Source organism: Streptomyces sp. NPDC059201, assembly GCF_042754585.1.
Classification (GTDB): Bacteria; Actinomycetota; Actinomycetes; order Streptomycetales; family Streptomycetaceae; genus Streptomyces.
Genome location: NZ_JBHZBB010000011.1, coordinates 75,654 through 99,225, shown reverse-complemented (window position 1 = coordinate 99,225; position 23,572 = coordinate 75,654). Strand labels below are relative to the sequence as shown.

25 protein-coding genes and 1 tRNA gene are annotated in these 23,572 nt (G+C 74.2%); 12 read left to right on the top strand and 14 right to left on the bottom strand.

Features of this window, described 5'->3' with window-relative positions; translation table 11 throughout:
• Positions 1-247 precede the first annotated feature (247 nt).
• Together ACFXMG_RS30120 and ACFXMG_RS30115 are read left to right on the top strand one after the other, a co-directional pair.
• Positions 248-1,447 (top strand): PucR family transcriptional regulator, encoded by a 1,200-nt coding sequence (locus ACFXMG_RS30120; RefSeq protein ID WP_383828165.1) that lies wholly within the window; start codon positions 248-250, stop codon positions 1,445-1,447.
• 34 nt (positions 1,448-1,481) lie between these two features.
• Positions 1,482-2,084 carry a hypothetical protein gene (locus ACFXMG_RS30115; RefSeq protein ID WP_383828167.1) on the top strand — a complete coding sequence of 201 codons (603 nt, stop codon included), beginning with the start codon at positions 1,482-1,484 and terminating at the stop codon, positions 2,082-2,084.
• Between the two features lie 39 nt (positions 2,085-2,123).
• Here the strand turns inward: ACFXMG_RS30115 and ACFXMG_RS30110 are convergent, their stop codons facing one another.
• Entirely contained in the window at positions 2,124-3,275 is a 1,152-nt protein-coding gene (locus tag ACFXMG_RS30110) for a glycerate kinase (RefSeq protein WP_383828169.1), read from the bottom strand.
• 112 nt (positions 3,276-3,387) lie between these two features.
• On the opposite strand from ACFXMG_RS30110, the gene ACFXMG_RS30105 reads away from it, so the two are divergent.
• Genes ACFXMG_RS30105 through ACFXMG_RS30095 form a run of 3 tightly spaced genes read left to right on the top strand, consistent with a single transcriptional unit; the run spans position 3,388 to position 6,706 of the window.
• Positions 3,388-5,118 (top strand): BCCT family transporter, encoded by a 1,731-nt coding sequence (locus tag ACFXMG_RS30105; protein WP_383828171.1) that lies wholly within the window; start codon positions 3,388-3,390, stop codon positions 5,116-5,118.
• The gene (locus ACFXMG_RS30100) at positions 5,115-6,215 is read left to right on the top strand and encodes an ADP-ribosylglycohydrolase family protein (protein WP_383828173.1); all 1,101 of its coding nucleotides are present in this window, start codon (positions 5,115-5,117) and stop codon (positions 6,213-6,215) included. Before ACFXMG_RS30105 ends, ACFXMG_RS30100 begins: the two co-directional genes overlap by 4 nt.
• The gene (locus ACFXMG_RS30095; protein WP_383828175.1) at positions 6,212-6,706 is read left to right on the top strand and encodes an NUDIX domain-containing protein; all 495 of its coding nucleotides are present in this window, start codon (positions 6,212-6,214) and stop codon (positions 6,704-6,706) included. The genes ACFXMG_RS30100 and ACFXMG_RS30095 overlap by 4 nt, the downstream gene beginning before the upstream one ends.
• A 7-nt stretch (positions 6,707-6,713) precedes the next feature.
• Here ACFXMG_RS30095 and ACFXMG_RS30090 read toward each other — a convergent pair whose 3' ends face one another.
• Both ACFXMG_RS30090 and ACFXMG_RS30085 read right to left on the bottom strand, forming a co-directional pair.
• Positions 6,714-6,929 carry a hypothetical protein gene (locus tag ACFXMG_RS30090; RefSeq protein WP_383828177.1) on the bottom strand — a complete coding sequence of 72 codons (216 nt, stop codon included), beginning with the start codon at positions 6,927-6,929 and terminating at the stop codon, positions 6,714-6,716.
• Positions 6,926-7,129: a type II toxin-antitoxin system VapB family antitoxin gene (locus ACFXMG_RS30085; RefSeq protein ID WP_360313700.1), complete on the bottom strand. Its 204-nt coding sequence runs from the start codon at positions 7,127-7,129 to the stop codon at positions 6,926-6,928. The genes ACFXMG_RS30090 and ACFXMG_RS30085 overlap by 4 nt, the downstream gene beginning before the upstream one ends.
• A 63-nt stretch (positions 7,130-7,192) precedes the next feature.
• Between ACFXMG_RS30085 and ACFXMG_RS30080 the strand changes: the two genes are divergently transcribed.
• On the top strand, positions 7,193-7,909 hold the full coding sequence (locus ACFXMG_RS30080; protein WP_383828179.1) for an NAD-dependent deacetylase: 717 nt from the start codon (positions 7,193-7,195) through the stop codon (positions 7,907-7,909).
• On the opposite strand, the gene ACFXMG_RS30075 is transcribed toward ACFXMG_RS30080, so the two are convergent.
• From ACFXMG_RS30075 to ACFXMG_RS30050, 6 genes are all read right to left on the bottom strand, one after another.
• Entirely contained in the window at positions 7,906-8,412 is a 507-nt protein-coding gene (locus ACFXMG_RS30075) for a methylated-DNA--[protein]-cysteine S-methyltransferase (protein ID WP_383828181.1), read from the bottom strand. The two genes, ACFXMG_RS30080 and ACFXMG_RS30075, sit on opposite strands and share 4 nt — an antisense overlap.
• Positions 8,413-8,424: 12 nt before the next feature.
• Positions 8,425-9,894 (bottom strand): AlkA N-terminal domain-containing protein, encoded by a 1,470-nt coding sequence (locus tag ACFXMG_RS30070; protein WP_383828183.1) that lies wholly within the window; start codon positions 9,892-9,894, stop codon positions 8,425-8,427.
• Positions 9,895-9,950: 56 nt separating this feature from the next.
• Positions 9,951-10,730 (bottom strand): metallophosphoesterase, encoded by a 780-nt coding sequence (locus tag ACFXMG_RS30065; protein WP_383828185.1) that lies wholly within the window; start codon positions 10,728-10,730, stop codon positions 9,951-9,953.
• Positions 10,731-10,759: 29 nt separating this feature from the next.
• A complete protein-coding gene (locus ACFXMG_RS30060) occupies positions 10,760-11,380 on the bottom strand; it encodes an L-threonylcarbamoyladenylate synthase (RefSeq protein WP_383828186.1) in 621 nt (206 codons plus the stop codon).
• Positions 11,381-11,389: 9 nt separating this feature from the next.
• Positions 11,390-12,823 carry a phytoene desaturase family protein gene (locus ACFXMG_RS30055; protein ID WP_383828188.1) on the bottom strand — a complete coding sequence of 478 codons (1,434 nt, stop codon included), beginning with the start codon at positions 12,821-12,823 and terminating at the stop codon, positions 11,390-11,392.
• Positions 12,824-12,981: 158 nt separating this feature from the next.
• The gene (locus ACFXMG_RS30050) at positions 12,982-13,830 is read right to left on the bottom strand and encodes an inositol monophosphatase family protein (RefSeq protein ID WP_383828190.1); all 849 of its coding nucleotides are present in this window, start codon (positions 13,828-13,830) and stop codon (positions 12,982-12,984) included.
• Positions 13,831-13,965: 135 nt separating this feature from the next.
• On the opposite strand from ACFXMG_RS30050, the gene ACFXMG_RS30045 reads away from it, so the two are divergent.
• The 3 genes from ACFXMG_RS30045 (at position 13,966) to ACFXMG_RS30035 (ending at position 16,982) form a co-directional block, all read left to right on the top strand.
• Complete coding sequence (locus ACFXMG_RS30045; RefSeq protein WP_383828192.1) at positions 13,966-15,030, top strand: biotin/lipoate A/B protein ligase family protein; 1,065 nt, start codon at positions 13,966-13,968, stop codon at positions 15,028-15,030.
• A gap of 28 nt (positions 15,031-15,058) precedes the next feature.
• The gene (locus tag ACFXMG_RS30040) at positions 15,059-15,961 is read left to right on the top strand and encodes a hypothetical protein (RefSeq protein ID WP_383828194.1); all 903 of its coding nucleotides are present in this window, start codon (positions 15,059-15,061) and stop codon (positions 15,959-15,961) included.
• Positions 15,962-16,175: 214 nt separating this feature from the next.
• Positions 16,176-16,982 carry a serine protease gene (locus tag ACFXMG_RS30035; protein ID WP_383828196.1) on the top strand — a complete coding sequence of 269 codons (807 nt, stop codon included), beginning with the start codon at positions 16,176-16,178 and terminating at the stop codon, positions 16,980-16,982.
• Between the two features lie 71 nt (positions 16,983-17,053).
• Here the strand turns inward: ACFXMG_RS30035 and ACFXMG_RS30030 are convergent.
• From ACFXMG_RS30030 to ACFXMG_RS30015, 4 genes are all read right to left on the bottom strand, one after another.
• Positions 17,054-17,138, bottom strand: a tRNA-Leu gene (locus ACFXMG_RS30030).
• A 106-nt stretch (positions 17,139-17,244) separates the two neighbouring features.
• Positions 17,245-17,658 carry a VOC family protein gene (locus ACFXMG_RS30025; protein ID WP_383828198.1) on the bottom strand — a complete coding sequence of 138 codons (414 nt, stop codon included), beginning with the start codon at positions 17,656-17,658 and terminating at the stop codon, positions 17,245-17,247.
• Positions 17,659-17,825: 167 nt separating this feature from the next.
• Positions 17,826-18,557 carry an SDR family NAD(P)-dependent oxidoreductase gene (locus tag ACFXMG_RS30020; protein ID WP_383828212.1) on the bottom strand — a complete coding sequence of 244 codons (732 nt, stop codon included), beginning with the start codon at positions 18,555-18,557 and terminating at the stop codon, positions 17,826-17,828.
• 57 nt (positions 18,558-18,614) lie between these two features.
• Positions 18,615-19,076 carry a nuclear transport factor 2 family protein gene (locus ACFXMG_RS30015; protein ID WP_383828200.1) on the bottom strand — a complete coding sequence of 154 codons (462 nt, stop codon included), beginning with the start codon at positions 19,074-19,076 and terminating at the stop codon, positions 18,615-18,617.
• A 178-nt stretch (positions 19,077-19,254) separates the two neighbouring features.
• Here ACFXMG_RS30015 and ACFXMG_RS30010 point away from each other — a divergent pair, with 178 nt between their 5' ends.
• The 3 genes from ACFXMG_RS30010 (at position 19,255) to ACFXMG_RS30000 (ending at position 21,979) form a co-directional block, all read left to right on the top strand.
• Positions 19,255-20,040 (top strand): cyclase family protein, encoded by a 786-nt coding sequence (locus ACFXMG_RS30010; RefSeq protein ID WP_383828202.1) that lies wholly within the window; start codon positions 19,255-19,257, stop codon positions 20,038-20,040.
• A gap of 113 nt (positions 20,041-20,153) precedes the next feature.
• Positions 20,154-20,873 (top strand): class I SAM-dependent methyltransferase, encoded by a 720-nt coding sequence (locus ACFXMG_RS30005; protein ID WP_383828204.1) that lies wholly within the window; start codon positions 20,154-20,156, stop codon positions 20,871-20,873.
• Complete coding sequence (locus ACFXMG_RS30000; RefSeq protein WP_383828206.1) at positions 20,870-21,979, top strand: DegT/DnrJ/EryC1/StrS family aminotransferase; 1,110 nt, start codon at positions 20,870-20,872, stop codon at positions 21,977-21,979. The genes ACFXMG_RS30005 and ACFXMG_RS30000 overlap by 4 nt, the downstream gene beginning before the upstream one ends.
• A gap of 98 nt (positions 21,980-22,077) precedes the next feature.
• Here the strand turns inward: ACFXMG_RS30000 and ACFXMG_RS29995 are convergent, their stop codons facing one another.
• Entirely contained in the window at positions 22,078-23,550 is a 1,473-nt protein-coding gene (locus ACFXMG_RS29995; protein WP_383829241.1) for an NDP-hexose 2,3-dehydratase family protein, read from the bottom strand.
• Between the last annotated feature and the right edge of the window lie 22 nt (positions 23,551-23,572).

The window sequence follows — 23,572 nt, the reverse complement described above, 5'->3', positions numbered from 1 at the left end:
GTCAGATCCGTCACCGTCAGGGCGGGTGCGGTACCTCCCATGACTCCCCTTCCGGGCCGCCTTGTTACTCGGCCGTGTTACTCGGCCGTTCGGTGGCGCTCACCCCAGCACCGCGCCGGTCCGCCCGTCCACGCCCGGCTCCACAAACGCTGCCGGTGACCAGCGGGGCCGCCGGAGGGCTGTGCATGCGCACAACGCTGCGCGTCAGGGCGTTGCCGTGGGGCGCGAGGCGGTGGATGCTCCCGGCATGGGACGGCGCAGACGGCGGACCGGTGACGACTGGAAGGTGCTCGCCCGTGCGTGCACGGCGCTTCTGGAGCGGGTGCCGGAGCTGGTGGACGAGCATCTGACGGAGCTGCACGCGTACGAACCGGCCTACGGGCGGATCGTGCCGTACGACCAGCACTGGCAGGAGGCGCAGGAGGCGATGCGGATCGGGATCGAGATGATCTCGGCGCCCCGGAACTCGCCCCGGCGGGACCTGGAGCACGCGGAGCTGCTGGGCCGGCGGCGGGCGGAGCAGGGCCTGCCGCTGGAGCTGGTGGTGCACGCGTACCGGCACGCGGGGCATCTGGTGTGGGAGGCGCTGATCGAGGGCGCGGGCCCGGACGCGGCGCAGCTCGCGGCGCTGATGCAGTCGGCGACGACGGTCTGGTCGGCGGTGGACGCGCAGGCGGACCGCGCCTCGGAGGCGTACCGGGCGACCGAGGCGGAGCTGCGGCGGCGGACGGACGAGCAGCTCCAGGCCCTGCTGGACGCGCTGCTCGGGGGCCAGCGGGCGCCGGAGATGGTGGCGCGGGCGGCGGCGGGCCTGGACCTGCCGGAGCAGGGGCGGTACGCGGTGGTGGTGCTGCGGCCGGACCGCCGGGAGGAGCGGGAGCCCTTCCACCGCCAGGTGCGGGGCGAGGGGCTGCGGTTCCTGTGGCGGATGCGGGCCGACTGCGAGATCGGGGTGGTGGCGCTGGCCGACGGGACGGACCTGGACGCGCTGGCGCGGCTGCTCGACGGGCGGTGCCCGGGCCCCGGCGGCATCAGCCCCGTCGTCACGGGCCTCACCGAGCTCGGGCGGGCCCGCCGCCTGGCCGAACTCGCCCTCCGCACCTGCCCGCCCGGCACCCGCCAGGTGGTCCGCCTGGACCGCCGGATGGCCGGCGCGCTGATCGTGGGCCAGCCCGACCTGGCGGAACTCCTCGTCACCGACGTCCTCGGCGCCCTCCTCGAACTGGACCCGGCGGACCGCGCGGTCCTCCTGGAGACCCTGGACGCCTGGCTGGAGTGCGAGGGCTCGGCGGGCCGCGCGGCGGGCCGCCTCTACTGCCACCGCAACACCGTCTTCAACCGCCTGCGCCGCCTGGAGCAGCTCACCTCCCGCTCTCTCTCCCGCCCGAGGGATCTGACGGAGATGACCCTGGCCCTGGACGCCTTCCGGCTGACGGCTCCGAATTGACCGGGGGGCCGCTCCGGCCTGGCAGGATGCCCCCGTGACAGCGATGACGAACGTGCGTACGACACAGCGGCGACCGGTGCTCGGGAAGGCGCTGGTCCTGGCCGGGCTGCTGCTCCCGGTGGCCCAACTGGCGGGCTACTGGGTGGCGGAGTCGACCCGGCTGCTGGTGCTGCTCGACGCGTTCGGGGCGGCCTGGCCGTACTGGCTCGTGATGTGCGCGCTGGTCGGCGCGGGCGTGCTGCGGATGGACGCCCGGCGGTCGGTGCGGCAGGCCGTGGCGGTCGCCTGTGCGGCGGGGGCCGTTCTGGTGCTCTTCTACCGGCTGGTGTTCTTCGACGTCGTCCACGCCGGCTGGGAGGAGACCCAGCGGATTCCCGCCCCGGGCGGCGTGGACCGGTCCGTACGGGTCGAGGAGGGGTCCGCGATGATCGACCCGCTCTGGCGGATCTCGGTGATCGAGGGCTCGGGGCTCACCGCCCGGAGCCACCTGGTGGCCTCGTACGGCGAACCCACGGGGTTCGTCGCCGTCGGGTGGAGCGGCCCGGACGCCCTTGAGCTCTCCGACGGCGACGGCATGACGACGATCACCCTCGACCCCGCCACCGGCGCACCGCACCGCACCCTCGGAACGGGCTGACGGAGGCCGGGCGCCGCGTGGCGCCCGGCCCCGTACCGGCTACGCCAGGAAGTCGCGGGCGATGTTCGCCGCGACCTGCTCCAGGAGCGGGCCCGCGTTCGGGATGGACTTGGCCGGGTCCGGCTCCAGGGCCGAGAGCGGGTAGGCGCGGCGGATGCCGGCCGCGCCGAGGGCCTCGGCCGGGAGGGCGAGGCGGCCGCAGACCGCGACGACCTCCTTGCCGGCCGCGCGGGCCGCAGCGGCGACACCCGCGGGGGCCTTGCCGTGGAGGGTCTGCTCGTCGAGGGAGCCCTCGCCGGTGATGACCAGGGTGGCGCGCTCCAGGGCGGGGGCGAAGCCGAGGACCTCCAGCATCAGCTCGATGCCGGGGCGGAAGCTCGCGCCGAGGAGCAGGGCGCCGTAGCCGATGCCGCCCGCGCCGCCCGCGCCCGGGGAGGCGGCGAGCTCGGTGGCCTTCGGGCCGATCGCCTTCTCCAGGACCTGCGCGTAGTGCGCGAGGGCCGCGTCCAGGGTCTCCACGTCCTCGGGCGAGGCGCCCTTCTGCGGGCCGTAGACCGCGGGCGCGCCCTTGGGGCCGGTCAGCGGGTTGTCGACGTCGCTGGCCAGGATGAACTCGACGCCGTCGAAGCGCGGGTCCAGGGCGGAGAGGTCGGCGGTGGCCAGCTCGGCCAGGGCCGCGCCGCCGGGGCCGACGGGCTCGCCCGCCCCGTCGAGGAAGCGGGCGCCGAGCGCGGCCAGCATGCCCGCGCCGCCGTCGGTGGTGGCGCTGCCGCCGACCCCGAAGACGATCGTGGTGGCGCCCGCGTCGAGCGCGGCGCGCAGCAGCTCGCCGGAGCCGTACGTCGTGGCGGTCAGCGCGGCGAACTCGCCGGCCGGGAGGAGCTGGAGGCCGGACGCCTCCGCCATCTCGACGACCGCGGTGGTGCCGCGCAGCGCGAACGCGGCGGTCACCGGCTCGCCGACCGGTCCCGTGACCCGTACCTCGTGACGGTCGAATCCGGCCGCGACGGCCGCCGCGACCGTGCCGTCGCCGCCGTCGGCGACCGGCAGGGCCTCGACCGAGAGGCCGGGGACGACCTTCCGGAGCCCCGCCGTGACCCGCTCCGCGACCTGTACGGCCGTGAGCGAGCCCTTGAACTTGTCGGCCGCCACGAGCACGTGAGCGACCTGAGTTGCTGCTCCGTCCGTCACCTTGCATCCCTTGCTTTCGAACAGGCAGTCGCGCCAGGGCCGACCCTATCCGTACGGCAAGACGGCGTGCCACCCCCGGATAACGAGAAATGTCCCACCATAGTGGGCTCACATGAGCACGGATATGAACGACCGGACGTTTCCGGATCACGTACCGGAACGCCACACCCCCGACGCGAAGGTCATCGGGATCGGGGTGGCCGCGGTCGTCGCGGTCGTCGGCTGGGCGGCGCTCGGCAAGGACTCCTTCGACAGCGCCTCCTCCTCGGCCCTCTCCTGGGTCCTGGACAACTTCGCGTGGCTCTTCGTGATCGCCGCCGACACCTTCCTCGTGCTGTGCGTGGTGATCGCGCTGAGCCGGTTCGGCCGGATCCGGCTGGGCGCGGACGACTCGGAGCCGGAGTTCACCAATCTGGCGTGGATCGCGATGATGTTCAGCGCCGGCATGGGCATCGGCCTGATGTTCTACGGGGTCGGGGAGCCGCTCCAGCACTTCCTGAGCCCGCCGCCGGCCAGCGGAGTCCCGGCGGGGACGGGCGCGGCGGCACGTTCGGCGATGGAGTACTCGTTCTTCCACTGGACGCTGACCCCGTGGGCGATCTACGGCATCGCCGGGCTCGCGCTCGCGTACGCGGGCTTCCGCAAGGGCCGCGGCAACCGCCTGAGCAGCGCTTTCGTCCCGCTCCTCGGCGCCCGCCGGGCCGCGTCCTGGCAGGGCAGGGCGATCGACCTGCTCGCGGTCTTCGCGACCGTCTTCGGCACGGCGACGAGCCTGGGCCTGGGCGCGCTCCAGGTCGCCGAGGGGCTCGACCTCACGATGGGCATCGAGGACTCGACGGCCACCGAGCTGATCATCATCGCGGCGCTGTCGGGCGCGTTCGTCCTGTCGGCCTTCTCGGGCCTGCACAAGGGCGTGAAGTGGCTGTCGACGCTGAACATCGTGCTCGCCGCCTGCCTGGCGCTCTTCGTCTTCCTGCTCGGCCCGACCGTCTACATCCTGGACACCATCCCGGCCTCGGTCGGCGGCTACCTCCACCAACTGCTGCCGATGGCGAGCCGCACCGGCGCCTTCACCGACCGCGACTGGCTGGGCGCCTGGACGATCTTCTACTGGGCGTGGTGGCTGTCCTGGGCGCCCTTCGTCGGCACCTTCATCGCCCGGATCTCGCGCGGCCGGACGATCCGCGAGTTCCTGGTGGGCGTGCTGCTCGTGCCGTCCGGGGCGACGGTGGTCTGGTTCTGCGTGATGGGCGGCACGGCGATCCGGCTGGAGTCCACGGGCGAGGCCGATCTGGCGACGGCGGTGAAGGACGGGGCGGAGGCGTCGCTCTTCGCGATGCTGGAGGCGCTGCCGCTCGGCACGATCACCTCGGTCGTGGCGATGCTCCTGGTGATGACGTACTTCGTCACCAGCGCCGACTCGGCCTCCCTCGTCATGGGCTCGCTGACCAGCCGGGGCTCGCTGCACCCGCCGACGTGGCTGGTGGTGACCTGGGGCGTGCTGATGGCGGCGGTCGCGGCGGTGCTGCTGGTCGCGGGCGGTCTGAACTCGCTCCAGACGGCCACGATCCTGGTCGCGCTGCCGTTCGTGGTGGTCATGCTGGTGCTCTGCTGGGCGCTGGTGAAGGAGCTGCGCGAGGACCCGGGCGCGGGCCCGGCCCGGCACCACGCCCTGCACGGGCTGGGGGACGCGGTACGCGCCCTGGTCGGCGAGGCGATGACCGAGCAGAGCGGCGACACCCGCCACCACCGCCTCCACCGCGCCGCCCGCTCCCGCACGGACACGGAGGGCGGCGAACCGCCGAAGGAGAGCGGCGAGCCGCCCCGGGAGGGAGACTCGTGACGGACCTCCCTGGACCCGGACCCGCCGCACCCGGCCCCGCCGCACCCGACCTCGCCGACCGGATTCTCGGCGGCTGGACCGGGCGGATCGCCGGGAACATGCTCGGCAAGCCCGTCGAGCAGGGCGAGCACTGGACGCGGGAGCGGATCGACGCGTACCTCCGGCTCACCGACGCGCTGCCGCTCACCGACTACCTGCCGCCGCCGCCCGCCGGGGCCACGGGCTTCGCGCTGCGGCCCGAGTGGCCGCTGTGCGTGCGCGGCGGGATCCGGGAGAGCTGCCGGGACGACGACGTCGACTACAGCCTCCTCGGGCTGTACCTGCTGGAGACGCACGGCTTCGGCTTCACCACCGAGCAGGTCGGCGAGCTGTGGCTGCTGCGGCTGCCGTACCTCCAGACGTACACCGCCGAGCGGGCCGCGTACCGGAACCTCGCCAACGGCCTGCGACCGCCGCTGACCGCCACGTACGACAACCCCTACCAGGAGTGGATCGGGGCGCTGATCAGGGCGGACGTCTACGGCTGGACGAGCCCCGGCGACCCGCGCCGGGCGGCCGGTCTCGCCCGCCGGGACGCGGTCGTCTCGCACACCGGGAACGGCGTGTACGGGGCGATGTGGGCCGCCGCCCTGGTCGCCGCCGCCTTCACCGCGCCCGACGCCCGCTCCGCCCTCGTCACGGCCCTGGAGGTGGTGCCGCCGGGCAGCAGGCTGGCACGGACGGTACGGGAGACGATCGCGCTGTACGAGGCGGGGCTCGGCTGGTCGGACGCGCTGGACGAGCTGGCGGCGCGCACGGCCGGCCTCGGCTGGATCCACGTGGTGCCGAACGCGGCGGTGCTGACCGCCGGACTGCTCTACGGCGAGGGCGACTTCACCCGCACGATCGCGCTGACCGTGCGCGGCGGCCTGGACACGGACTCCAACGGGGCGACAGCCGGTTCGGTGGCCGGGGTGCTGTGCGGGGCGGCGGCGATCCCGCCGCAGTGGTCGCGGCCGCTGCGCGACCGGGTGCGCAGCGCGGTGTACGGCTTCGACGGGGCCGGGATCGGCGAACTCGCCGGGCGGACCCTCCGCCTGGCTACGCTGACGGTGTGACCACCACCGATTACGCCACGTACATCGCCGGCCTCCCCCGCGTCCTGGCCGCCGCGGCCGCGCTCTTCCGGGACGCCGGGGGCCGGCTCCTGATCGTGAAGCCGAACTACCGCGAGGGCTGGGCGCTGCCCGGCGGGACGGTCGAGTCCGACGCGGGCGAGACGCCCCGGCAGGGCGCCCGCCGGGAGACCGCCGAGGAGCTCGGCCTGGACGTGCCGCTGGGCCCGCTGCTGGTGGTGGACTGGGCGCAGGGCACGGCCCGGCCGCCGATCGTGGCGTACCTGTACGACGGCGGGGTGCTGAGCGAGGAGGAGTTCGGCCGGATCCGGCTCCAGGAGGAGGAGCTGGTCTCCTGGAAGCTGATCGAGCCGTCGGAGGTGACGGCGCACCTGCCGGGCAGCCTGGGGCCGCGGGTGCTGGCCGCGATCGGCGTGCTGGCCGGCGGGCACGGCCCGGCGGAGCTGGAGAACGGCCTGCCCGCCGGGACCTGATGCTCCGTCAACTCGATTCTGTCGGAACGGGTTTGGAGTCGCTTCCGTCCCGGTCGTAGAAGCCCGTGATCGCCACGGACATCAGCAGCATCGCGAGAACGGTCAGCAGGATCCCGCCGACGAGGACGCCGAAGCAGCAGCCGACGCCGAGCCGGACGCGCCGTCCGGAGTCCGGGTCCGGGTCCGGGCCCGGATCTGGATCCGGGTCCGCCGGAGCGTTCATCCCTGCGGGGGCTCCGGCGGCAGCATGTCGCCGGTGCGGTTCGCCTCGTCGCGGGTGGCGGTCCTCGCCTCCGTGCGGTGGCCGCGCGCGATGTAGTCGCGGACGACCGCCTCCACGGCGTCCTGGGGGCTGCCGACGCCCGCCAGGACCATGACTTCCACGACGAGTTCGGCATCGAGCGCGATGTTCACCTTGGCCATGGGCGGAACCTAGCACCGGGAAACCGGTCGCGGGGGGTGATCCGGGATGCCTACCCTCCCGCCATGACGATGGTCGCGATCCTCAGCGGTGCAGGTATCTCCACGGACTCGGGCATCCCGGACTACCGGGGGCCGAACGGGCTGTGGCGGAAGGACCCGGACGCCGAGCGGCTGGTCACCTACGGGCCGTACATGGCGGACCCGGAGGTCCGCCGCCGCTCCTGGCTGATGCGGCGCGAGGCCCCGGTCCTGACGGCGGAGCCGAACGCGGCGCACCGGGCGGTCGCGGCGTACGAGCGGACTGGGCACGCGGTGCGGGTGATCACGCAGAATGTGGACGGGCTGCACCAGGCGGCCGGGGTGCCTGACCGCAAGGTCTTCGAACTGCACGGCACCGTACGGTCGGTGGTGTGCACGGCCTGCCACGCCCGCTCGCCGATGGCCGAGGCGCTGGCGCGGCTCGACGCGGGCGACCCGGATCCGGCGTGCGCGGACTGCGGCGGGATCCTCAAGCCGGCGACGGTGATGTTCGGGCAGCGGCTCGACCCGGTGGTGCTCGGGAACGCGATGTCGGTCGCCAAGGCGGCCGAGGTGTTCATCGCGGTCGGTACGAGCCTCCAGGTGCAGCCGGCGGCCTCGCTGGCCGGGATCGCGGCCGAGCACGGGGCCCGGCTGATCATCGTGAACGCCGAGCCCACCCCGTACGACCCGCTCGCCGCCGAGATCCTGCGCGAGCCGATCGGCACGGCGCTCCCGGCCCTGCTGGAGCGGCTCGCCTAGAAGAGCGCGTCGGGCAGGCCCGAGCCGCCCGCCTCGAAGGCGAGCAGCCGCTTCTTCCGGTCGAGGCCGCCGCCGTAGCCGGTGAGGCTGCCGCCGGAGCCGATCACGCGGTGGCAGGGGACGATGATGCCGACCGGGTTCTTGCCGTTGGCGAGACCGACCGCACGGGAGGCGCCCGGCTTGCCGAGGGCCTCGGCGAGCTCGCCGTACGTGCGGGTCTCCCCGTACGGGATGAGCTGGAGCTGCTCCCAGACGCTCCGCTGGAAGGGGGTTCCCTCCAGGTGGAGCGGGAGGTCGAATTCGGTGAGCTCGCCCTCGAAGTAGGCGTCGAGCTGGCGGATCGTCTCGCCGAACGGGCGGGGGTCCCGGTCTCCGAAGGTCTCCTCCGGCGGGCGGTGGCGCTGTTCTGTCATGTAGACGCGGCTGAGGACGCCGTCGACGGCCACCAGGGTCAGCGGCTCGTAGGGGCTGTCCACGACCGTGTGTACGACGGTGCGGGGCATGGCGGAACTTCCTTACGCGGGGAGGTGGTTGATCGGGTGGGAGTCGGTCGCCCACAGGTACTGGACGGCGTAGGCGCGCCAGGGCGCCCAGTGCGCGGAGCGCGCGGTGAGCGCGGCGGGCGTGCCGGGCAGCCCGAGTCCCTCGGCGGCGCGGCGGACGCCGAGGTCGCCGGGGAGGAAGGCGTCGGGGTCGCCGAGCGCGCGCATCGCGATGACCTCGGTGGTCCAGGGGCCGAAGCCGGGCAGGGCGAGGAGCCGGGCGCGGGTCTCCGCGCGGTCCGTGTCGGGGCCGAGGGCGAGGTCGCCGCTCGCGAGGGCCTGGACGAGCGTGAGCAGGGTGGTGCGGCGGCTGCGGGGCAGGGCCAGGGTCTCGGGGTCGAGTCCGGCGAGCGCCTCGGGGGTGGGGAAGAGGTGGGTGAGGCCGCCCTCGGGGTCGTCGACGGGGACGCCGTGGGCGGTGACGAGGCGGGCCGCGTGGGTGCGGGCGGCGGCCGTGGAGACCTGCTGGCCGAGGACGGCCCGGACGGCGAACTCGGCGGGGTCGACGGCGCCGGGGACGCGCCGCCCGGGCGCCTTGTCGACGAGCGGGGCGAGCAGCGGGTCGGCGCGGAGCCGGTCGTCGACGGCGACGGGGTCGGCGTCGAGGTCCAGGAGGCGGCGGCAGCGGCTGATGGCGTGGGTGAGGTCGCGGGGGTCGGTGAGGGAGAGCCGGCAGGCGATGTGGTCGGGGCGCGGGGCGAGGGCGACGATCCCGTGCCCGTACGGGAGCGCGAGGGTGCGCCGGTAGGCGCCGTCGCGCCACTCCTCGACGCCGGGGACGGCGGTGGCGGCGAGGTGGCCGAAGAGGTTGGAGGGTTCGAGCGGGGCGCGGAAGGGCAGCCGCAGGCTGATCACGCCGGGGGTGTGGGGCGCGGCGGGGCGGGCGGCGCGGGCGCGCAGTTCGCCGGGGGTGAGGGCGAAGACCTGGCGGACGGTGTCGTTGAAGGAGCGGATGGAGGAGAAGCCGGCGGCGAAGGCGATCTCGCCGAAGGGCAGTCCGGTGGTCTCCACGAGCGTGCGGGCGGTCTGGGCGCGCTGGGCGCGGGCCAGGGCGAGCGGGCCGGCGCCCAGCTCCGCGAGGAGCTGGCGCTCGACCTGCCGGGTGGACCAGCCGAGGCGGCGGGCGAGCCCGGGCACGCCCTCCCGGTCGACGACGCCGTCCTGGATCAGGCGCACCGCGCGGGCGACGGCGTCGGCCCGCACGTTCCACTCCGGGGAGCCGGGGCTGGTGTCGGGGCGGCACCGCTTGCAGGCCCGGAAGCCGGCCCGCTGGCAGGCGGCGGCGCTGGGGTGGAACTCCATGTTCTCGGGCTTGGGCGGGACGGCCGGGCAGCTGGGCCGGCAGTAGATCCGGGTGGTGCGGACGGCGGTGAAGAAGACGCCGTCGAAGCGGGCGTCCTTCGACTGGACGGCGCGCACGCAGCGCTCGGTCTCGTTGTGCATGGGTCCAGGATCGGTGATGCGCGGCCGCCAGGCTGGCAGAAAAACGACATGCACGTTCAGTCCGCGAGGGGGACCGTCCGGTAGTGGGTGGTGAGGCGGCCGTCGTCGCCGAGGACGTGGAAGGCGATTCCGGGCGGGGCGTCCCGGTGGACGTACGGGCTGCCGGGGGACGGGTGCTCCCAGGGCAGCCGGATCGCGTTGACCGTGCCGGGGGCGACGAGCAGGGGGCGCCCGGCGAAGGTGGTGGCGGCGGCGGTGTGGGCGTGGCCCGCGAGGAAGGCCGTGAGGTGGGGGTGGCGGGCGGCGAGCGCGGCGAGCCGCTCCTCGCCGAACTGCCGGATCTCGTCCACGTACGGGGTGTGGAGCGGCACCGGCGGGTGGTGGAAGGCGACGAGGACGGGGGTGCGCGCCGGGGTGTCGGTGAGGACCCGGTCCAGCCACTCCAGGGTCTCGTCCTCCAGGTACCCGTCGTGCTTGCCGGGGATCGAGGAGTCGCAGACGGCGAGGGCGAAGCCCTCGCCGCGCAGCACCTGGTCGACGGGGGCGGTGGGCGCCGGGTCGCCGTCCTCGTGGAGCAGCGGCCCGAGGCCGGCGCGGAAGGCGGCGCGGTCGTCGTGGTTGCCGGGGCAGACGACCAGCGGGTGGCGTCCGGTGAGGAGTTCGCGGGCGCGGTCGTACTCGGCGGGGGCGCCGTGGTCGGCGATGTCGCCGGAGACGAGGACGGCCGCGAGGTCGTACGGCAGCTCCTCCAAGTGGCGCAGGACGGCGCGGGTGCGCGCGGTGGCGCGCTCCCCCGCGTCGATGTGGATGTCGCTGACGTGGGCGATGACGATCACGCGAGGGCCTCCGGTGGTCGGGGTGGACGTCACTCGAAGCGGGTGGGGTCCCCGGCGCCGACGCGGATGACCTCGGGGTCGCCGCTGGAGAAGTCGACGACGGTGGTGGGGACGGTGCCGCAGTCGCCGGAGTCGAGCACGGCGTCGACCTGGTGGTCGAGCCGCTCCTTGATCTCCCAGCCCTGGGTCAGCGGCTCCTCCTCGTCGGGCAGCAGGAGGGTGCTGGAGAGCAGGGGTTCGCCGAGTGAGGCGAGGAGCGCCTGGGTGACGACGTGGTCGGGGATGCGGACGCCGACGGTCTTCTTCTTGGGGTGGAGGAGCTGGCGGGGCACCTCCTTGGTGCCGGGCAGGATGAAGGTGTACGCGCCGGGGACGGCGGACTTGACGGCGCGGAAGACCCGGTTGTCGATGTGCACGAGCTGGCCGAGCTGGGCGAAGTCGGCGCACATGAGGGTGAAGTGGTGCCGGTCGTCGAGGCGGCGGATCTCCCGGATGCGGGTGAGTCCGTCGTGGTTGCCGATCCGGCTGCCCAGCGCGTAGCAGGAGTCGGTGGGGTAGGCGATGAGCCCGCCCTTGCGGATCGAGTCGGCCACGCCGTCGATGATGCGCGGCTGGGGGTTCTCGGGGTGCACGTCGATGTACTTGGCCATGGGGGGAGTCTAGGTTCCTCGGCCGTCCAGGTTCCTGAGGTGGCGCCAGACGGCTTTGGCGGCGTTGTGCCCGGACATGCCGTGGACGCCGGGGCCGGGCGGGGTGGCGGAGGAGCAGAGGAAGACCGCGGGGTGGGGGGTGTGGTACGGCCACGGGGAGAGGGTGGGGCGCAGGACGAGCTGGAGGCCGCGGGCGGCGCCGCAGGCGATGTCGCCGCCGATGTAGTTGGCGTTGCGCGCGGCGAGTTCGGGCGGTCCGGCGGTGGCGCGGGCGAGGATCCGGTCGCGGAAGCCGGGGGCGAAGCGCTCGATCTGGCGCTCGACGGCGTCGGTGAGGTCGCCGCGCCAGCCGTTGGGCACGTGCCCGTACGCCCAGAAGACGTGCTTGCCCTCGGGGGCGCGGCCGGGGTCGGTGAGGGTGGGCTGGGAGGTGATGAGGAACGGCGTGTCGGGGGCGGTGCCGGAAGACGCCTGGCGCAGCGCGGTGTCGATCTCGCGGGCGCTGGGGCCGACCTGGACGGTGCCGGCGCGGCGGGCGGCCTCGGCGGTCCAGGGCACGGGGCCGTCGAGCGCGTAGTCGAGTTTGAAGGCGGAGGCCCCGTACTCGTAGTGGGCGTAGTGGTGGGCGCCGAAGCCGGTGATGCGGGCGAGGGCGGTCGGCGAGGTGTCGAAGAGGTAGGTGCGGGCGGGCGGCAGGTCGTCGAGGCGTTTCACCTCGTAGCCGGTGTGGACGGTGCCGCCGAGGTCGGTGAGGTACGCGGTGAGGGCGTCGGGGATCGCCTGGGAGCCGCCCCGGGGGATGGGCCAGCCGACGGCGTGCGCGGCGAGCGCGAAGACGAGGCCGACGGCGGAGGTGGCGAAGCCGTCGAGGGGGGCGATGACGTGCCCGACCATGCCGGCGAACAGGCCGCGGGCCTTCTCGTCGCGGAAGCGGCGCAGCAGCCAGGTGGAGGGCTGGAGTCCGGTGAGGCCGAAGCGGGCGAGGGTCACCGGGTCGCGGGGCAGCGCGGTCAGCGGCAGCTGCATGAAGTCCCGGGAGAGGGTGTCCCACTTGTCGAGGAAGGGGGTGACGAGCCGGCGGTAGGTGCCGGCGTCGCGCGGGCCGAGGGAGGCGGCGGTCTCGGCGACGGAGCGGGAGAGGACGGCGGCGGTGCCGTCGTCCCAGGGGTGGGCCATGGGCAGCTCGGGGTGGAGCCACTCCAGGCCGTACCGGTCGAGCGGCATGGTGCGGAAGACGGGCGATCCGGCGCCCAGCGGGTGGACGGCGGAGCAGGGGTCGTGGCGGAAGCCGGGGAGGGTGAGCTCCTCGGTACGGGCTCCGCCGCCGACGGTCTCCTTCGCCTCGAAGACGGCCACGGAGTGGCCGCGCCGGGCCAGCTCCACGGCGGCGGTCAGTCCGTTGGGCCCCGCCCCCACGACGACGGCGTCGAGCAGTGACATCACCTCGGACTCCTCACGTCGGCCGGCGGTTCGGCAGGGCCAGGATAGGCCCGGGTCCCCCGGCGGCGGAGCCCCGCCTCGGGAGGGGCCGCCTCCGCTTCCGGCGGCGGCTGGTGACCCCGCGTCAGGCCCGGGTGGCTCCTCCGGCCGGTGTCCACGGGTCAGTCCCCGGCCGGGCCGGCGGCGAGCAGGGCGCGGATGCGCTCGGCGGTGGCCGCGTCCCGGGCGGCGGTGAACGGCAGCGTGTTGTCCCCGGTGATCCGGAAGGGTTCGCCGGCGACGGTGGTCTGCGCGCCGCCCGCCTCCGCGACGAGCAGCAGCCCGGCCGCGTGGTCCCAGGCGAGCTCCCAGCTGAAGGCGGTCGCGTCGAGCGTGCCGCGGGCGACGGCCAGGTACTCCAGTCCGGCCGAGCCGCACGGCCGGGGCCGGACGCCCTCGGTGACCAGGCCGAGCAGCGCCCGCTTCTGGTCGGGCGTGGTGTAGTCGGGGTGCGAGGTGGCGACCTCCAGGACCGCGCCGGGGGCGGGCGAGCCGGACCGGATCGGCTGCCCGTTCAGCGTCGCGCCGCGGCCCTTCACGGCGACGGCGAACTCGCCCAGGGCGGGCGCGTAGGTCCAGGAGGCGAGGAGCTCGCCGTGCCGGGCGAGGGCGACGAGGGTGCAGAAGCCCGGGTCGCCGTGGACGAACTGCCGGGTGCCGTCCACCGGGTCGACGATCCAGACCGGCGCGTCGCCCCGCAGCGCCCCGTACAGCCCCGGGTCGCCGTGGACGGCCTCCTCGCCGACCACGACCGAGCCCGGCAGCAGAGCGGTGAGCGCCGCCGTCAGGTGCTCCTCGGCGGCCCGGTCGGCGACCGTCACCAGGTCGTACGGCCCCTTCTTCTCCACGATCTCGTGCTCGGCGAGCTGCCGGAAGCGCGGCATGATCTCCGCCGCGGCCGCCTTGCCGACCGCCTCCTCCACCTCGGTCGTACCGCCGTCGAGGACGTGCTCCAGGAAGGATTCGATCATGCGTCCAGCTAAGCACGCCCCTCCGACAACCGGTACGGGGCCTCGGCGCTCACCGGCGCCTCCGGGGCGTGGCCTAGAGTGCGATGCGCGGTATGTGCAGGTCTGTACGGGTCCATGGCGGAAGGGGATGAAGCGGTGCACGGTGAGTACAAGGCGCCCGGTGGGAAGCTGGTCGTCGTCGATCTGGAGGTCGGGGACGGGGTGCTCCGCGATGTGCGGGTCGCCGGGGACTTCTTTCTGGAGCCGGACGAGGCGATCCTCGCGATCAACGGCGCCTTGGAGGGGGCGCCTTCCTCCACGGACGCGACGGGGCTCGCGGCCCGGATCAGCGCGGCGCTGCCGGAGTCGACCGTGATGTTCGGGCTGACCGCGGAGGGGGTCGGCATCGCCGTGCGGCGGGCCCTCGCCCACGCGACCGAGTGGAGCGACTACGACTGGCAGCTGGTGCACGCGGGGCCGCAGCCGCCCGCCCTGCACATGGCGCTGGACGAGGTGATCACCGCCGAGGTCGCCGCCGGGCGGCGGGCGCCCACGCTGCGCGTCTGGGAGTGGGCCTCGCCCGCCGTGGTCATCGGCAGCTTCCAGTCGCTGCGGAACGAGGTGGACCCCGGCGGGGCGGCCCGGCACGGGATGACCGTGGTGCGCCGGATCTCCGGTGGCGGGGCCATGTTCGTGGAGCCGATGAGCACGATCACGTACTCCCTGTCCGTGCCGGAGTCCCTGGTGTCGGGGCTCTCCTTCGCCGACAGTTACGCCTATCTCGACGACTGGGTCCTGGGCGCGCTCGGCGACATGGGGATCAAGGCGTGGTACCAGCCGCTCAACGACATCGCCACCGAGGCCGGGAAGATCGCGGGGGCGGCGCAGAAGAGGGTGGTCGGCCCGGACGGCGGGCCCGGGGCCGTCCTGCACCACGTGACCATGTCGTACGACATCGACGCCGACAAGATGCTGGAAGTCCTGCGCATCGGCCGGGAGAAGATGTCCGACAAGGGGACGAAGAGCGCCAAGAAGCGCGTCGACCCGCTCCGCCGGCAGACCGGCCTCGCCCGGGAGCAGGTGATCGAGAACATGATCGCCTCCTTCCGCGACCGCTACGGGCTGACCACCGGAGAGGTCACCGAGGAGGAACTGGTCCGGGCGGAGGAGCTGGTACGGACGAAGTTCGCCACCGAGGAGTGGACCGCGCGGGTGCCGTGACGCCCGTGCGGCTCCGTAGGGTCGGGGCATGCGGGTGGATTCCCCGGTGATACCCGGGCTGCGGATGGAGTGCGCCGACGGGCGGCGGCTGGTGCTGGTCCAGGAGGCGGCCGGGCGGGGGCCCGTGCCGGTGCTCTTCGCCCGGCAGCGGGTGACCCACCGGGGGCTGCATTACGCGCGCACCGGCCGGTACGTGTCGCCGCTGGCGCCGCTGCGGGCCGGACAGGCCCGTGGATACGCCGAGTTCGGCGCGCCCGGCGGCGCGGCGTGGACGGAGCGGTGGGCGGCGCACGCGGAGGCGGAGCTGCGCGGGGCGGAGGCCGGACCGCTGCACGCGGGCGCGTGGCGGCTGGCGCCGGACGCCACCGGCTGGTTCGTCGACGGACACTGGGAGCATCTGCTGCCGCACGACCGGGACCGGGGACACCTCACCTGGTTCGGGTACGGGGACCCGGTCGGCGACGCCCGCGATCTGCTGCCGCTGCGGGCCCTGTCCCGGCCGGACGCGCCCCGGGTGAAGGCGTACCGCCGGCAGTACCGCGAGGGCGTGCTGCCGCCGGTGTTCGCCTGGTGGATCAGCGGCCTGAACGTCCCCGTCGTCCTGGACGGGCACGACCGACTGACGGCGGCACTCGCGGAGGCCGGCCGGCCCGAGGTGCTGATCCTGTCCCGGGCGGGCGACGCGAGGGCCCTGGCGCTGTACGCGGAGCGCCCGGTGAGGGCGTACGAGGAGCGGATGGCGGCGCTGGAGGACGGCCCCCTGCGGGTGGTCCAGGCATCCGCCGCGGCCGGCCGGCTAGCACGCGAGCTGGCCGCGGTCACCGACATCCCTGCCCCCAGCCGCGCCTGGCCCTTCCCGGGCGGTGTCCCGGCCTGGGAGGAGGCGGCAGCCGCGTACGTACCCGGCTGGCGGGCCGACGCGGACCGGTGACCTGGCCCGGGGCGGGCCAGCGCGCGAGCCGGCCTCGGTCGCCGACACCCCGGCCCGAAGCCGCGCCTGGCCCTTCCCCGGCGGCGTCCCGGCCTGGGAGGAGGCGGCAGCCGCGTACGTACCCGGCTGGCGGGCCGAGGCGGACCGGTGACCTGGCCCGGGGCGGCTCGTTGAGGCCAGGGAGACGGTGGGTCGGACGGGCGCGGAGGGCACCTTGGGACGGGCTGGAGCACTGGCGGCGGCGGTCCTGGGGGTGGTCCTGGCTGCGGCGGCGGCCTCGCCGCGCGAGGCGGCGGCGATCGTCGGGGGCCGGGAGGCGGGGCCGCGGGCGTACCCCTACGTGGCGGCGCTGGTCGACACCGAGCGGCGGCGGCAGTTCTGTGGCGGCGTCCTGATCGGCCCCCGGCATGTGCTGACGGCGGCGCACTGCCTGACCGGCTCGTACGCCGACACCGGCCGGGTCGCGGTGCTCCTGGGCGAGCACGACCTGCGGACGGCGACGGAGTCCCGGCACGCGCGCGTGGCCCGCCCCGCCCGTTTCCTGCTCCATCCCGGCTACGACCGCCGCACCCAGCACGACGACCTCGCGGTGATCGTCCTGACGAGCCCGGTCCGCCCGGACGCGGGCGTCCGTCCCGTGCCGCTTCCCGCGCCTGACGCATCGTTCACCCCCAGCCGACTGGAAGCCGTCGGCTGGGGCGCGACCGCTTTCGGTGAGGACCCCTCCCCCGTGCTGCGCACGGTCACCCTCGACACCCTGCCCAACAGCGCCTGCGCCCGGCGCGGCGTCGACGGCCTCACCCCGGCCCAGCTCTGCACCTGGACGCCCGGCCGCGACACCTGCGTCTACGACTCCGGCGGCCCGCTGGTCCACCGCACCCCCGAGGGCCGGCCCGTCCTGGCCGCGCTGGTCTCCTACGGCCGGGGCTGCGCCACGGACACCCCGGCGGTGAACACCAGGATCACGTCTCATCTGGCCTGGATCGCGCAGGTCACGGGCGTCCGCCCGCCCTCCTCCTGATCGGTTCCGGGCATACGGCGACGAGCCGTGCGCTCCGGTTTCCACCGGCCCGCACGGCTCGTCGTCGATCGTGTCCGAGGGGGGACTTGAACCCCCACGCCCGATAAAGGGCACTAGCACCTCAAGCTAGCGCGTCTGCCATTCCGCCACCCGGACAAGGTGTTGGCCGCCCGCTCGTTCCCTCGCGGCGACGAACATCAATCTACCAGGTGTCCGGGGTGCTTCTCGCACGTGTTTCCGGTGGTCAGGGGGTCGGGGCGGGTCAGGAGGGCTGGGCGGAGATGTTGACCATCCAGACGATGCCGAACTCGTCGGTGCACATACCGAAGACGTCGCCCCACATCTGCCTCTCCAGCGGGACGGAGACCGTGCCGCGCTCGGAGAGCGCGGTCCAGTAGCCGCGGAGTTCGGTCTCGTCGTCGCCGCTGAGGCTGATGCTGATGGTGGTGCCGGGGGTGTGGTCCATGCCGGGCGGGGTGTCCGCCGCCATCAGCGTGAAGCCGGCGGGGGTCTCCAGCATGCCGTGCATGACCTTGTCGGCGAAGCCGGGAGGCGCCTCCCCGAACTGGGCGTACGTGTTGACGGCGAGCTCGCCGCCGAAGACCTGCTGGTAGAAGTCGAGGGCCTGCTGCGCCGAGCCGGTGAAGCTGATGTAGGGGTTGAGGCGGGTGGCCACGGGTCACTCCTCTACGGGACGAAGGGGATGGAAGGGGATGAAGGGGATGAACGGGTCGTACGTGCGACCCGACCCTAGGCACGGTCCCCCGCCCCTGCGGCCGTGCCGCGCCGTGGGCGTCACCCCGTCGACCGCTTCCTCCCGGCACCGCCCGCCGAGCGGCCCGGTCAGGTGAGCGTGAGGCCGCCGTCGACGGGGACGATCGCGCCCGTCATGTACGAGCCGCCCGGCTCGGCGAGCGTGGTGATCCACCACGCCACCTCCTCGGGCGTCGCCACCCGTCCCGCCGGGATGCGCTGCGCGATCTGGTCGAGGAAGCCCTGGTACTGGGCGTCGGACATGCCGATGCGCTGCCCGATGCCGGTGTCCGTGACGCCCGGCGCCACCGACACCACGCGGATGCCGCGCGGCGCCAGTTCCACCGCCCACGCGCGCGTGAACTGGTTCAGGCCCGCCTTCGCCGCCATGTAGACCGCGTTGTCGGGGAAGCCCTGGGTGGTCAGCGAGGCGGCGGTGCTGACGTTGACGATGGTGCCGCGCGTCTCCTCCAGCGCGTCCAGCGCGGCCTGCGCGAGGAACGCGGGTGCCACCAGGTCCGTGGTGAACTGCCGCTCCACGGCCGTCCGGTCGAGCTTCGCCAGAGGGGCGAAGGAACCGGTCGCCGCGTTGTTCACGAGGACGTCCAGGCGGCCGAAGGCGCGCAGCGCCGCCTCGACCACCCGCTCGCCGGCGCCGGGGCCGGTCACGTCCGCCACCAGGGACCGGATGTTCTCGTGCCCGGCGGCGGTCTCCTCCAGCGTGGCCTCGGTACGGCCCACCACGAGGACCCGGTCGCCGCGCTCCGCGAACCGGAGGGCCGCCGCGCGGCCGATCCCCGTCCCACCACCCGTGATGATCACTGCCCGTGTCGTCATGGCGGCGACCGTACGGACCCGGGCTCGAGACGGGGTCGATCCTCAGCCGCGTGGCCGGTCGTCGCGGGTGATGACGCGCTCCGCGACGAGCAACGCCCCGTCCCGGCGCACCAGCCGGTCCCGCATCACGCAGGACAGCTCGATGCGCGGTGCCCCGCCGCGCGGGGTCGCGAGGATCTCCACGTACGACACGGCGTCGATCCCGTCGCCGGCTCCCTCGGCGGCCGGCCTGACCTCCGTCATCGTCACCCAGTGCCGGTGGACCTCGCCCGCGGCGGCCCGGCCCGCCACCGCCGCGCGGGCGCCCGCCTCGATGCCGTCCCGGCCGCGCACCGGCTCGGTCATGGACGGGGAGGCGAAGGTCGCGTCGTCGGTGAAGGTACGCGCCCAGGCCGCGGCGGCGCCGCCGTCGAGGAGCTGCATGTGCCCGGCGTAGAAGCGTTCGATCGCGACGGTGTCGATGTCCGCGGAGCCGTCAGTGTGTGGGCGGGGTGTGGTGGTCACGGTGCCTCCCGGTCAGGGTTCTCGTCGGTCGTCGTCGGGGGCCGAGTCTGGCCGACGGCCGGCCCGGCGGCGTCGAGTCCGGCTCGACGCCTCCGCTCCGGCCGGTCGTGTCGAGCGGTCTTCCAATGCCTCTTGAGCGGGGGCCGCGAGGCTGGGCGCCGTCGCTGAGGAGGTGACCGTGCGCATCATTGACCTGTCCTCGCCGGTGGACGCCGGCTCGTTCGAACCGGACCCCGTGGTCCACGAGGTGATGACCCCGCGCGAGGGCGCGCTGCACATGCGCGACGAGATGCGGGCCCACTTCGGCCTGGAGTTCGACCCGGACGACCTGCCGGACGGCGAATTCCTGTCGCTGGACCGTCTGAGCCTGACCACCCACACCGGCACCCACGTCGACGCGCCCTCGCACTACGGCTCCCGGACCACGTACGGCACCGGCGTGCCCCGGCACATCGACGCGATGCCGCTGGAGTGGTTCCTCGGCCCCGGGGTCGTCCTCGACGTGCGGGGCCGCGAGGCCGGTGTCGTCGACGCGGCGGACCTGCGCAAGGAGCTCGACCGGATCGGACACGACCTCGCCGAGGGCGACATCGTGCTGCTGCACACCGGCGCGGACGCCTGGGCGGGCACGGAGCGGTACTTCACCGACTTCGTGGGGCTCGACGCGGGCGCGATCGCCTTCCTGCTCGACGCGGGCGTGAAGGTGGTCGGCACCGACGCGTTCAGCCTGGACGCGCCGTTCGGCACCATCATCGACACGTACCGGCGCACCGGTGACAAGGCCGTGCTGTGGCCCGCCCACGTCGCCGGCCGGCACCGGGAGTACTGCCAGGTCGAGCGGCTGGCCGGGCTCGACCGGCTGCCCGCCCCGACCGGCTTCCGGATCTCCTGCTTCCCGGTGAAGGTGGCCGGCGCGGGCGCCGGCTGGGCCCGCGCCGTCGCGCTCGTCGACGACGCCCCCTGACCGGCCCGGGGCTCCCCTTGGGAACCCCCGCCGCCTCCCGCACCCTCCCGCACCCCCGCTCCAGCGGCCTGCCGACCGGCGCCGTGCACCGCAGTCGACCCGAGGAGAATCGCATGTACAGCACGGACCTCGCCGAGGTCTACGAGATGGTGTACCGCAGCCGCGGCAAGGACTGGGCCGACGAGGCCGAGGCCGTCGCGAAGCTGGCCCGCGGCCACGCCCCGGACGCCGACTCGCTGCTCGACGTGGCCTGCGGCACCGCCGCCCACCTGGGCCCCTTCAGCGAGCTCTTCACGACCGCGGAGGGGCTGGAGATCGCCGCCCCGATGCGGGACCTCGCGCTGCGCCGCAGGCCCGGACTGACCATCCACGAGGGGGACATGCGCTCCTTCGACCTGGGGCGCACGTACTCGGTCGTGACCTGCATGTTCTGCGCGATCGGCTATCTCGGCAGCGTCGAGGAGATGCGGGCGGCGGTCGCGTCGATGGGCCGTCATCTGGAGCCGGGCGGTGTGCTGGTCGTCGAACCCTGGTGGTTCCCCGAGCAGTTCTCCGAGGGCTTCGTCGCCGGTGACCTGGCGCGCGAGGGCGACCGGACGGTGGCGCGGATCTCGCACTCCACGCTCCAGGGCCGGGCGACCCGGATGGAGGTGCGGTTCCTCGTCGGCGAGCCCGACGGGATCCGCACGTTCACCGAGATCGACGTCCTGACCCTGTTCACGCGCGAGGAGTACGAGTCGGCCTTCCGCGACGCCGGCTGCTCCGTCGAGTACCGGCCGGGCGACCCGACCGGCCGCGGCCTGTTCGTCGGCGTCAAGGAGGGCGGGCGATGACCACGTACGTCTGGGACTACCTGCGGGAGTACGCGGCGGAGCGCGAGGAGATCCTCGACGCGGTCGACACCGTCTTCCAGTCCGGGCGGCTCGTCCTCGGCGCCTCCGTCGACGGCTTCGAGCGGGAGTTCGCGGCGCACCACGGCGTGGAGCACTGCGTGGGCGTGGACAACGGCACCAACGCCCTCGTCCTCGGTCTCCAGGCGCTCGGCGTGAAGCCCGGCGACGAGGTCGTCACGGTCGCCAACACGGCGGCGCCGACCGTGCTCGCCATCGACGCGGTCGGCGCCACGCCGGTCTTCGTGGACGTGCGCGAGGAGGACTACCTCATGCGCACCGACCAGCTCGCCGGGGTGATCACCGAGCGGACCTCGGCGATCGTCCCGGTCCACCTCTACGGGCAGTGCGTCGACATGGCGCCGGTCACCGAACTCGCCGCCCGGCACGGACTGAAGGTCCTGGAGGACTGCGCCCAGGCGCACGGCGCCCGGCACCACGGCCGGCTCGCGGGCACCATGGGCGACGCCGCCGCCTTCTCCTTCTACCCGACGAAGGTGCTGGGAGCGTACGGCGACGGCGGCGCCGTCCTGACCCGCGACGCGGACGTGGCGGCGGCCCTGCGCCGGCTGCGCTACTACGGCATGGAGGAGCGGTACTACGTTGTCGGCACCCCAGGACACAACAGCCGTCTCGACGAGGTCCAGGCGGAGATCCTCCGCCGCAAGCTCCGGCGCCTCGACGCCTACGTCGAGGGCCGCCGCGCCGTGGCGCGCCGCTACGAGGAGGGGCTGGCCGGCACCGGTCTGGTCCTCCCCTCGAACGCGGTGGGAAATGACCACGTCCACTATGTCCACGTGGTCCGCCACCCCGAGCGGGACCGGATCATCGAGCGGCTCAAGGACTACGACATCGAGCTGAACATCAGCTACCCGTGGCCCGTGCACCGCATGACCGGCTTCGCCCACCTCGGCTACGAGGAGGGCAGCCTGCCGGTGACCGAGCGGCTGGCGAAGGAGATCTTCTCGCTCCCGATGTACCCGTCGCTGCCGCCGCACACCCAGGAGAAGGTCGTCGGGGCGATCCGCGAGGTGGTCGCCGGCCTCTGAGCCGGCGCCCCTCCGGTCTCCCCAGCAGACCCGTGTACGCGCGCGTGTCCCGGTGGGCTCCCCGCCCACCGGGACACGCGCGCGTGCGGCCGCCGGGCTCAGCCGGCGTGGTAGAGGCTGTGCAGGCAGGCGATCAGGCTGCGGGCCTGCACGTTGACGTAGTGGCTGTGCCGCAGCAGGTCCGACAGCTGGTGCAGGGTCACCCACCGGTGGGCGGGCGAGACGGTGTCCAGGTCGTCCGGGGCCTCGACGACCAGGTAGCGGTTGAGCGCCCGGTGGAAGCGGCCGCCCTCCTCCGACAGGACCGTGTCGTAGCGCACCGCTCCGGGGGCCGCGTCCAGCACGGCGTCGAGGAACCGCGGCAGGGCGCCGTCCGGAAGGCCCGTATAGCTCTCCGGCACGCACTGCACGGTCGGCCCCAGCTCCACCACGTCCGTGAAGCCGGGCTCCACGCGCGCGTGGACGAGGACGTGCAGCACGCCGTCGATCCGCCGGACCAGGAACGCGATGACGCCCCGGCCGACCGGCTCGATCATCGGCTGGTTCCACTGCCGCACCTCGCGCCCGCCGGCCTCCACCCGGACCCCGATGACGTCGAAGAAGGCGCCGTCGTCGTGGCGTATCCGGTCCTTGTCGCGGGTCCAGCCGGTGAGCCGGTCCAGCGGGATCCGGCGGACCGCCAGGTCGTGGCCGGCCCGCCGGTCGGTGATCCAGCCGAGGAGCTCCTCCATGGTGTGGAGGCTGTCCCCGGCGGGGTCGCCGGAGCGCCGGAGCGCCCGCCGGAAGGGGTCGGGGTCGGGGTCGGAGTCGTCGTCCGCCTCGGGGCCGGTGAACGGCAGACAGGACAGGACGGTCCTGGCGTCCATGTTGACGGTGTCCTCGCGCCCGAGCAGCTCGTGGATCTGGCCGATCGTCAGCCAGCGGAAGCCGTCCCTGGCCTCGACCGGCTCCGGCAGCTCGACGACCATGTTGCGGTTGCGCTTGCGGTAGAACCACGAGCCCTGTTCCGACTGGCGCACGTCGGCGAGCACGCCCGGCCGCCGGTGCGCGTCGAGGAAGTGCTCCACGTACGGCACGGCCAGTCCCTGGTGCACGCGCGTGTAGTTGCTGCGGGTGGCCTGCACGGTCGGGGAGACCTGGAGCCCGTTGGCGTTGCCGGGTTCCACCTTGGCCTGCACGAGGGCGTGCAGCACCCCGTCGATCCGGCTGACCAGCAGGCCGAGGATGCCGATCTCGGGCTGGAGGATGATCGGCTGGGTCCACTGGGGCACGGCCGCGCCCGGGTGCTCCACCGCCAGTCCGTGCACGGTGAAGAAGCGGCCGGTGTGGTGCCCGAGGTCGCCGGTGGCCGGGTCGGTGACCCAGCCGTCCAGCTCGTCGAGCCCGACCCGCTCGATCCGGGTGTACGCCCTCCGGGCATGGCCGGCGAACCAGTCGGGGAAGTCCGCCAGGTCGCCGAGCGGACCGGTGCCGCGCAGCCGGGCGGAGGCGTCGATCCGCCGCGCGGCGTCCGCCCGGGACGCCCGGGACGCCCCCGCTCCGGTGCGCGGGGCGGGAAGGGGGGCGTTCATCGGGGCCTCCTCGGGCGGGTCC

Coding starts and splice junctions, on each gene's coding strand:
- ACFXMG_RS30060 (WP_383828186.1), bottom strand. CDS start 11,380: ATGGCCAAGTACATCGACGTGCACCCCGAGAACCCCCAGCCGCGCATC.
- ACFXMG_RS30075 (WP_383828181.1), bottom strand. CDS start 8,412: ATGCCCCGCACCGTCGTACACACGGTCGTGGACAGCCCCTACGAGCCG.
- ACFXMG_RS30000 (WP_383828206.1), top strand. CDS start 20,870: ATGACCACGTACGTCTGGGACTACCTGCGGGAGTACGCGGCGGAGCGC.
- ACFXMG_RS30085 (WP_360313700.1), bottom strand. CDS start 7,129: ATGGCCAAGGTGAACATCGCGCTCGATGCCGAACTCGTCGTGGAAGTC.
- ACFXMG_RS30050 (WP_383828190.1), bottom strand. CDS start 13,830: ATGATCGAATCCTTCCTGGAGCACGTCCTCGACGGCGGTACGACCGAG.
- ACFXMG_RS30040 (WP_383828194.1), top strand. CDS start 15,059: ATGCGGGTGGATTCCCCGGTGATACCCGGGCTGCGGATGGAGTGCGCC.
- ACFXMG_RS30090 (WP_383828177.1), bottom strand. CDS start 6,929: ATGAACGCTCCGGCGGACCCGGATCCAGATCCGGGCCCGGACCCGGAC.
- ACFXMG_RS30105 (WP_383828171.1), top strand. CDS start 3,388: ATGAGCACGGATATGAACGACCGGACGTTTCCGGATCACGTACCGGAA.
- ACFXMG_RS30080 (WP_383828179.1), top strand. CDS start 7,193: ATGACGATGGTCGCGATCCTCAGCGGTGCAGGTATCTCCACGGACTCG.
- ACFXMG_RS30070 (WP_383828183.1), bottom strand. CDS start 9,894: ATGCACAACGAGACCGAGCGCTGCGTGCGCGCCGTCCAGTCGAAGGAC.
- ACFXMG_RS29995 (WP_383829241.1), bottom strand. CDS start 23,550: ATGAACGCCCCCCTTCCCGCCCCGCGCACCGGAGCGGGGGCGTCCCGG.
- ACFXMG_RS30005 (WP_383828204.1), top strand. CDS start 20,154: ATGTACAGCACGGACCTCGCCGAGGTCTACGAGATGGTGTACCGCAGC.
- ACFXMG_RS30120 (WP_383828165.1), top strand. CDS start 248: ATGGGACGGCGCAGACGGCGGACCGGTGACGACTGGAAGGTGCTCGCC.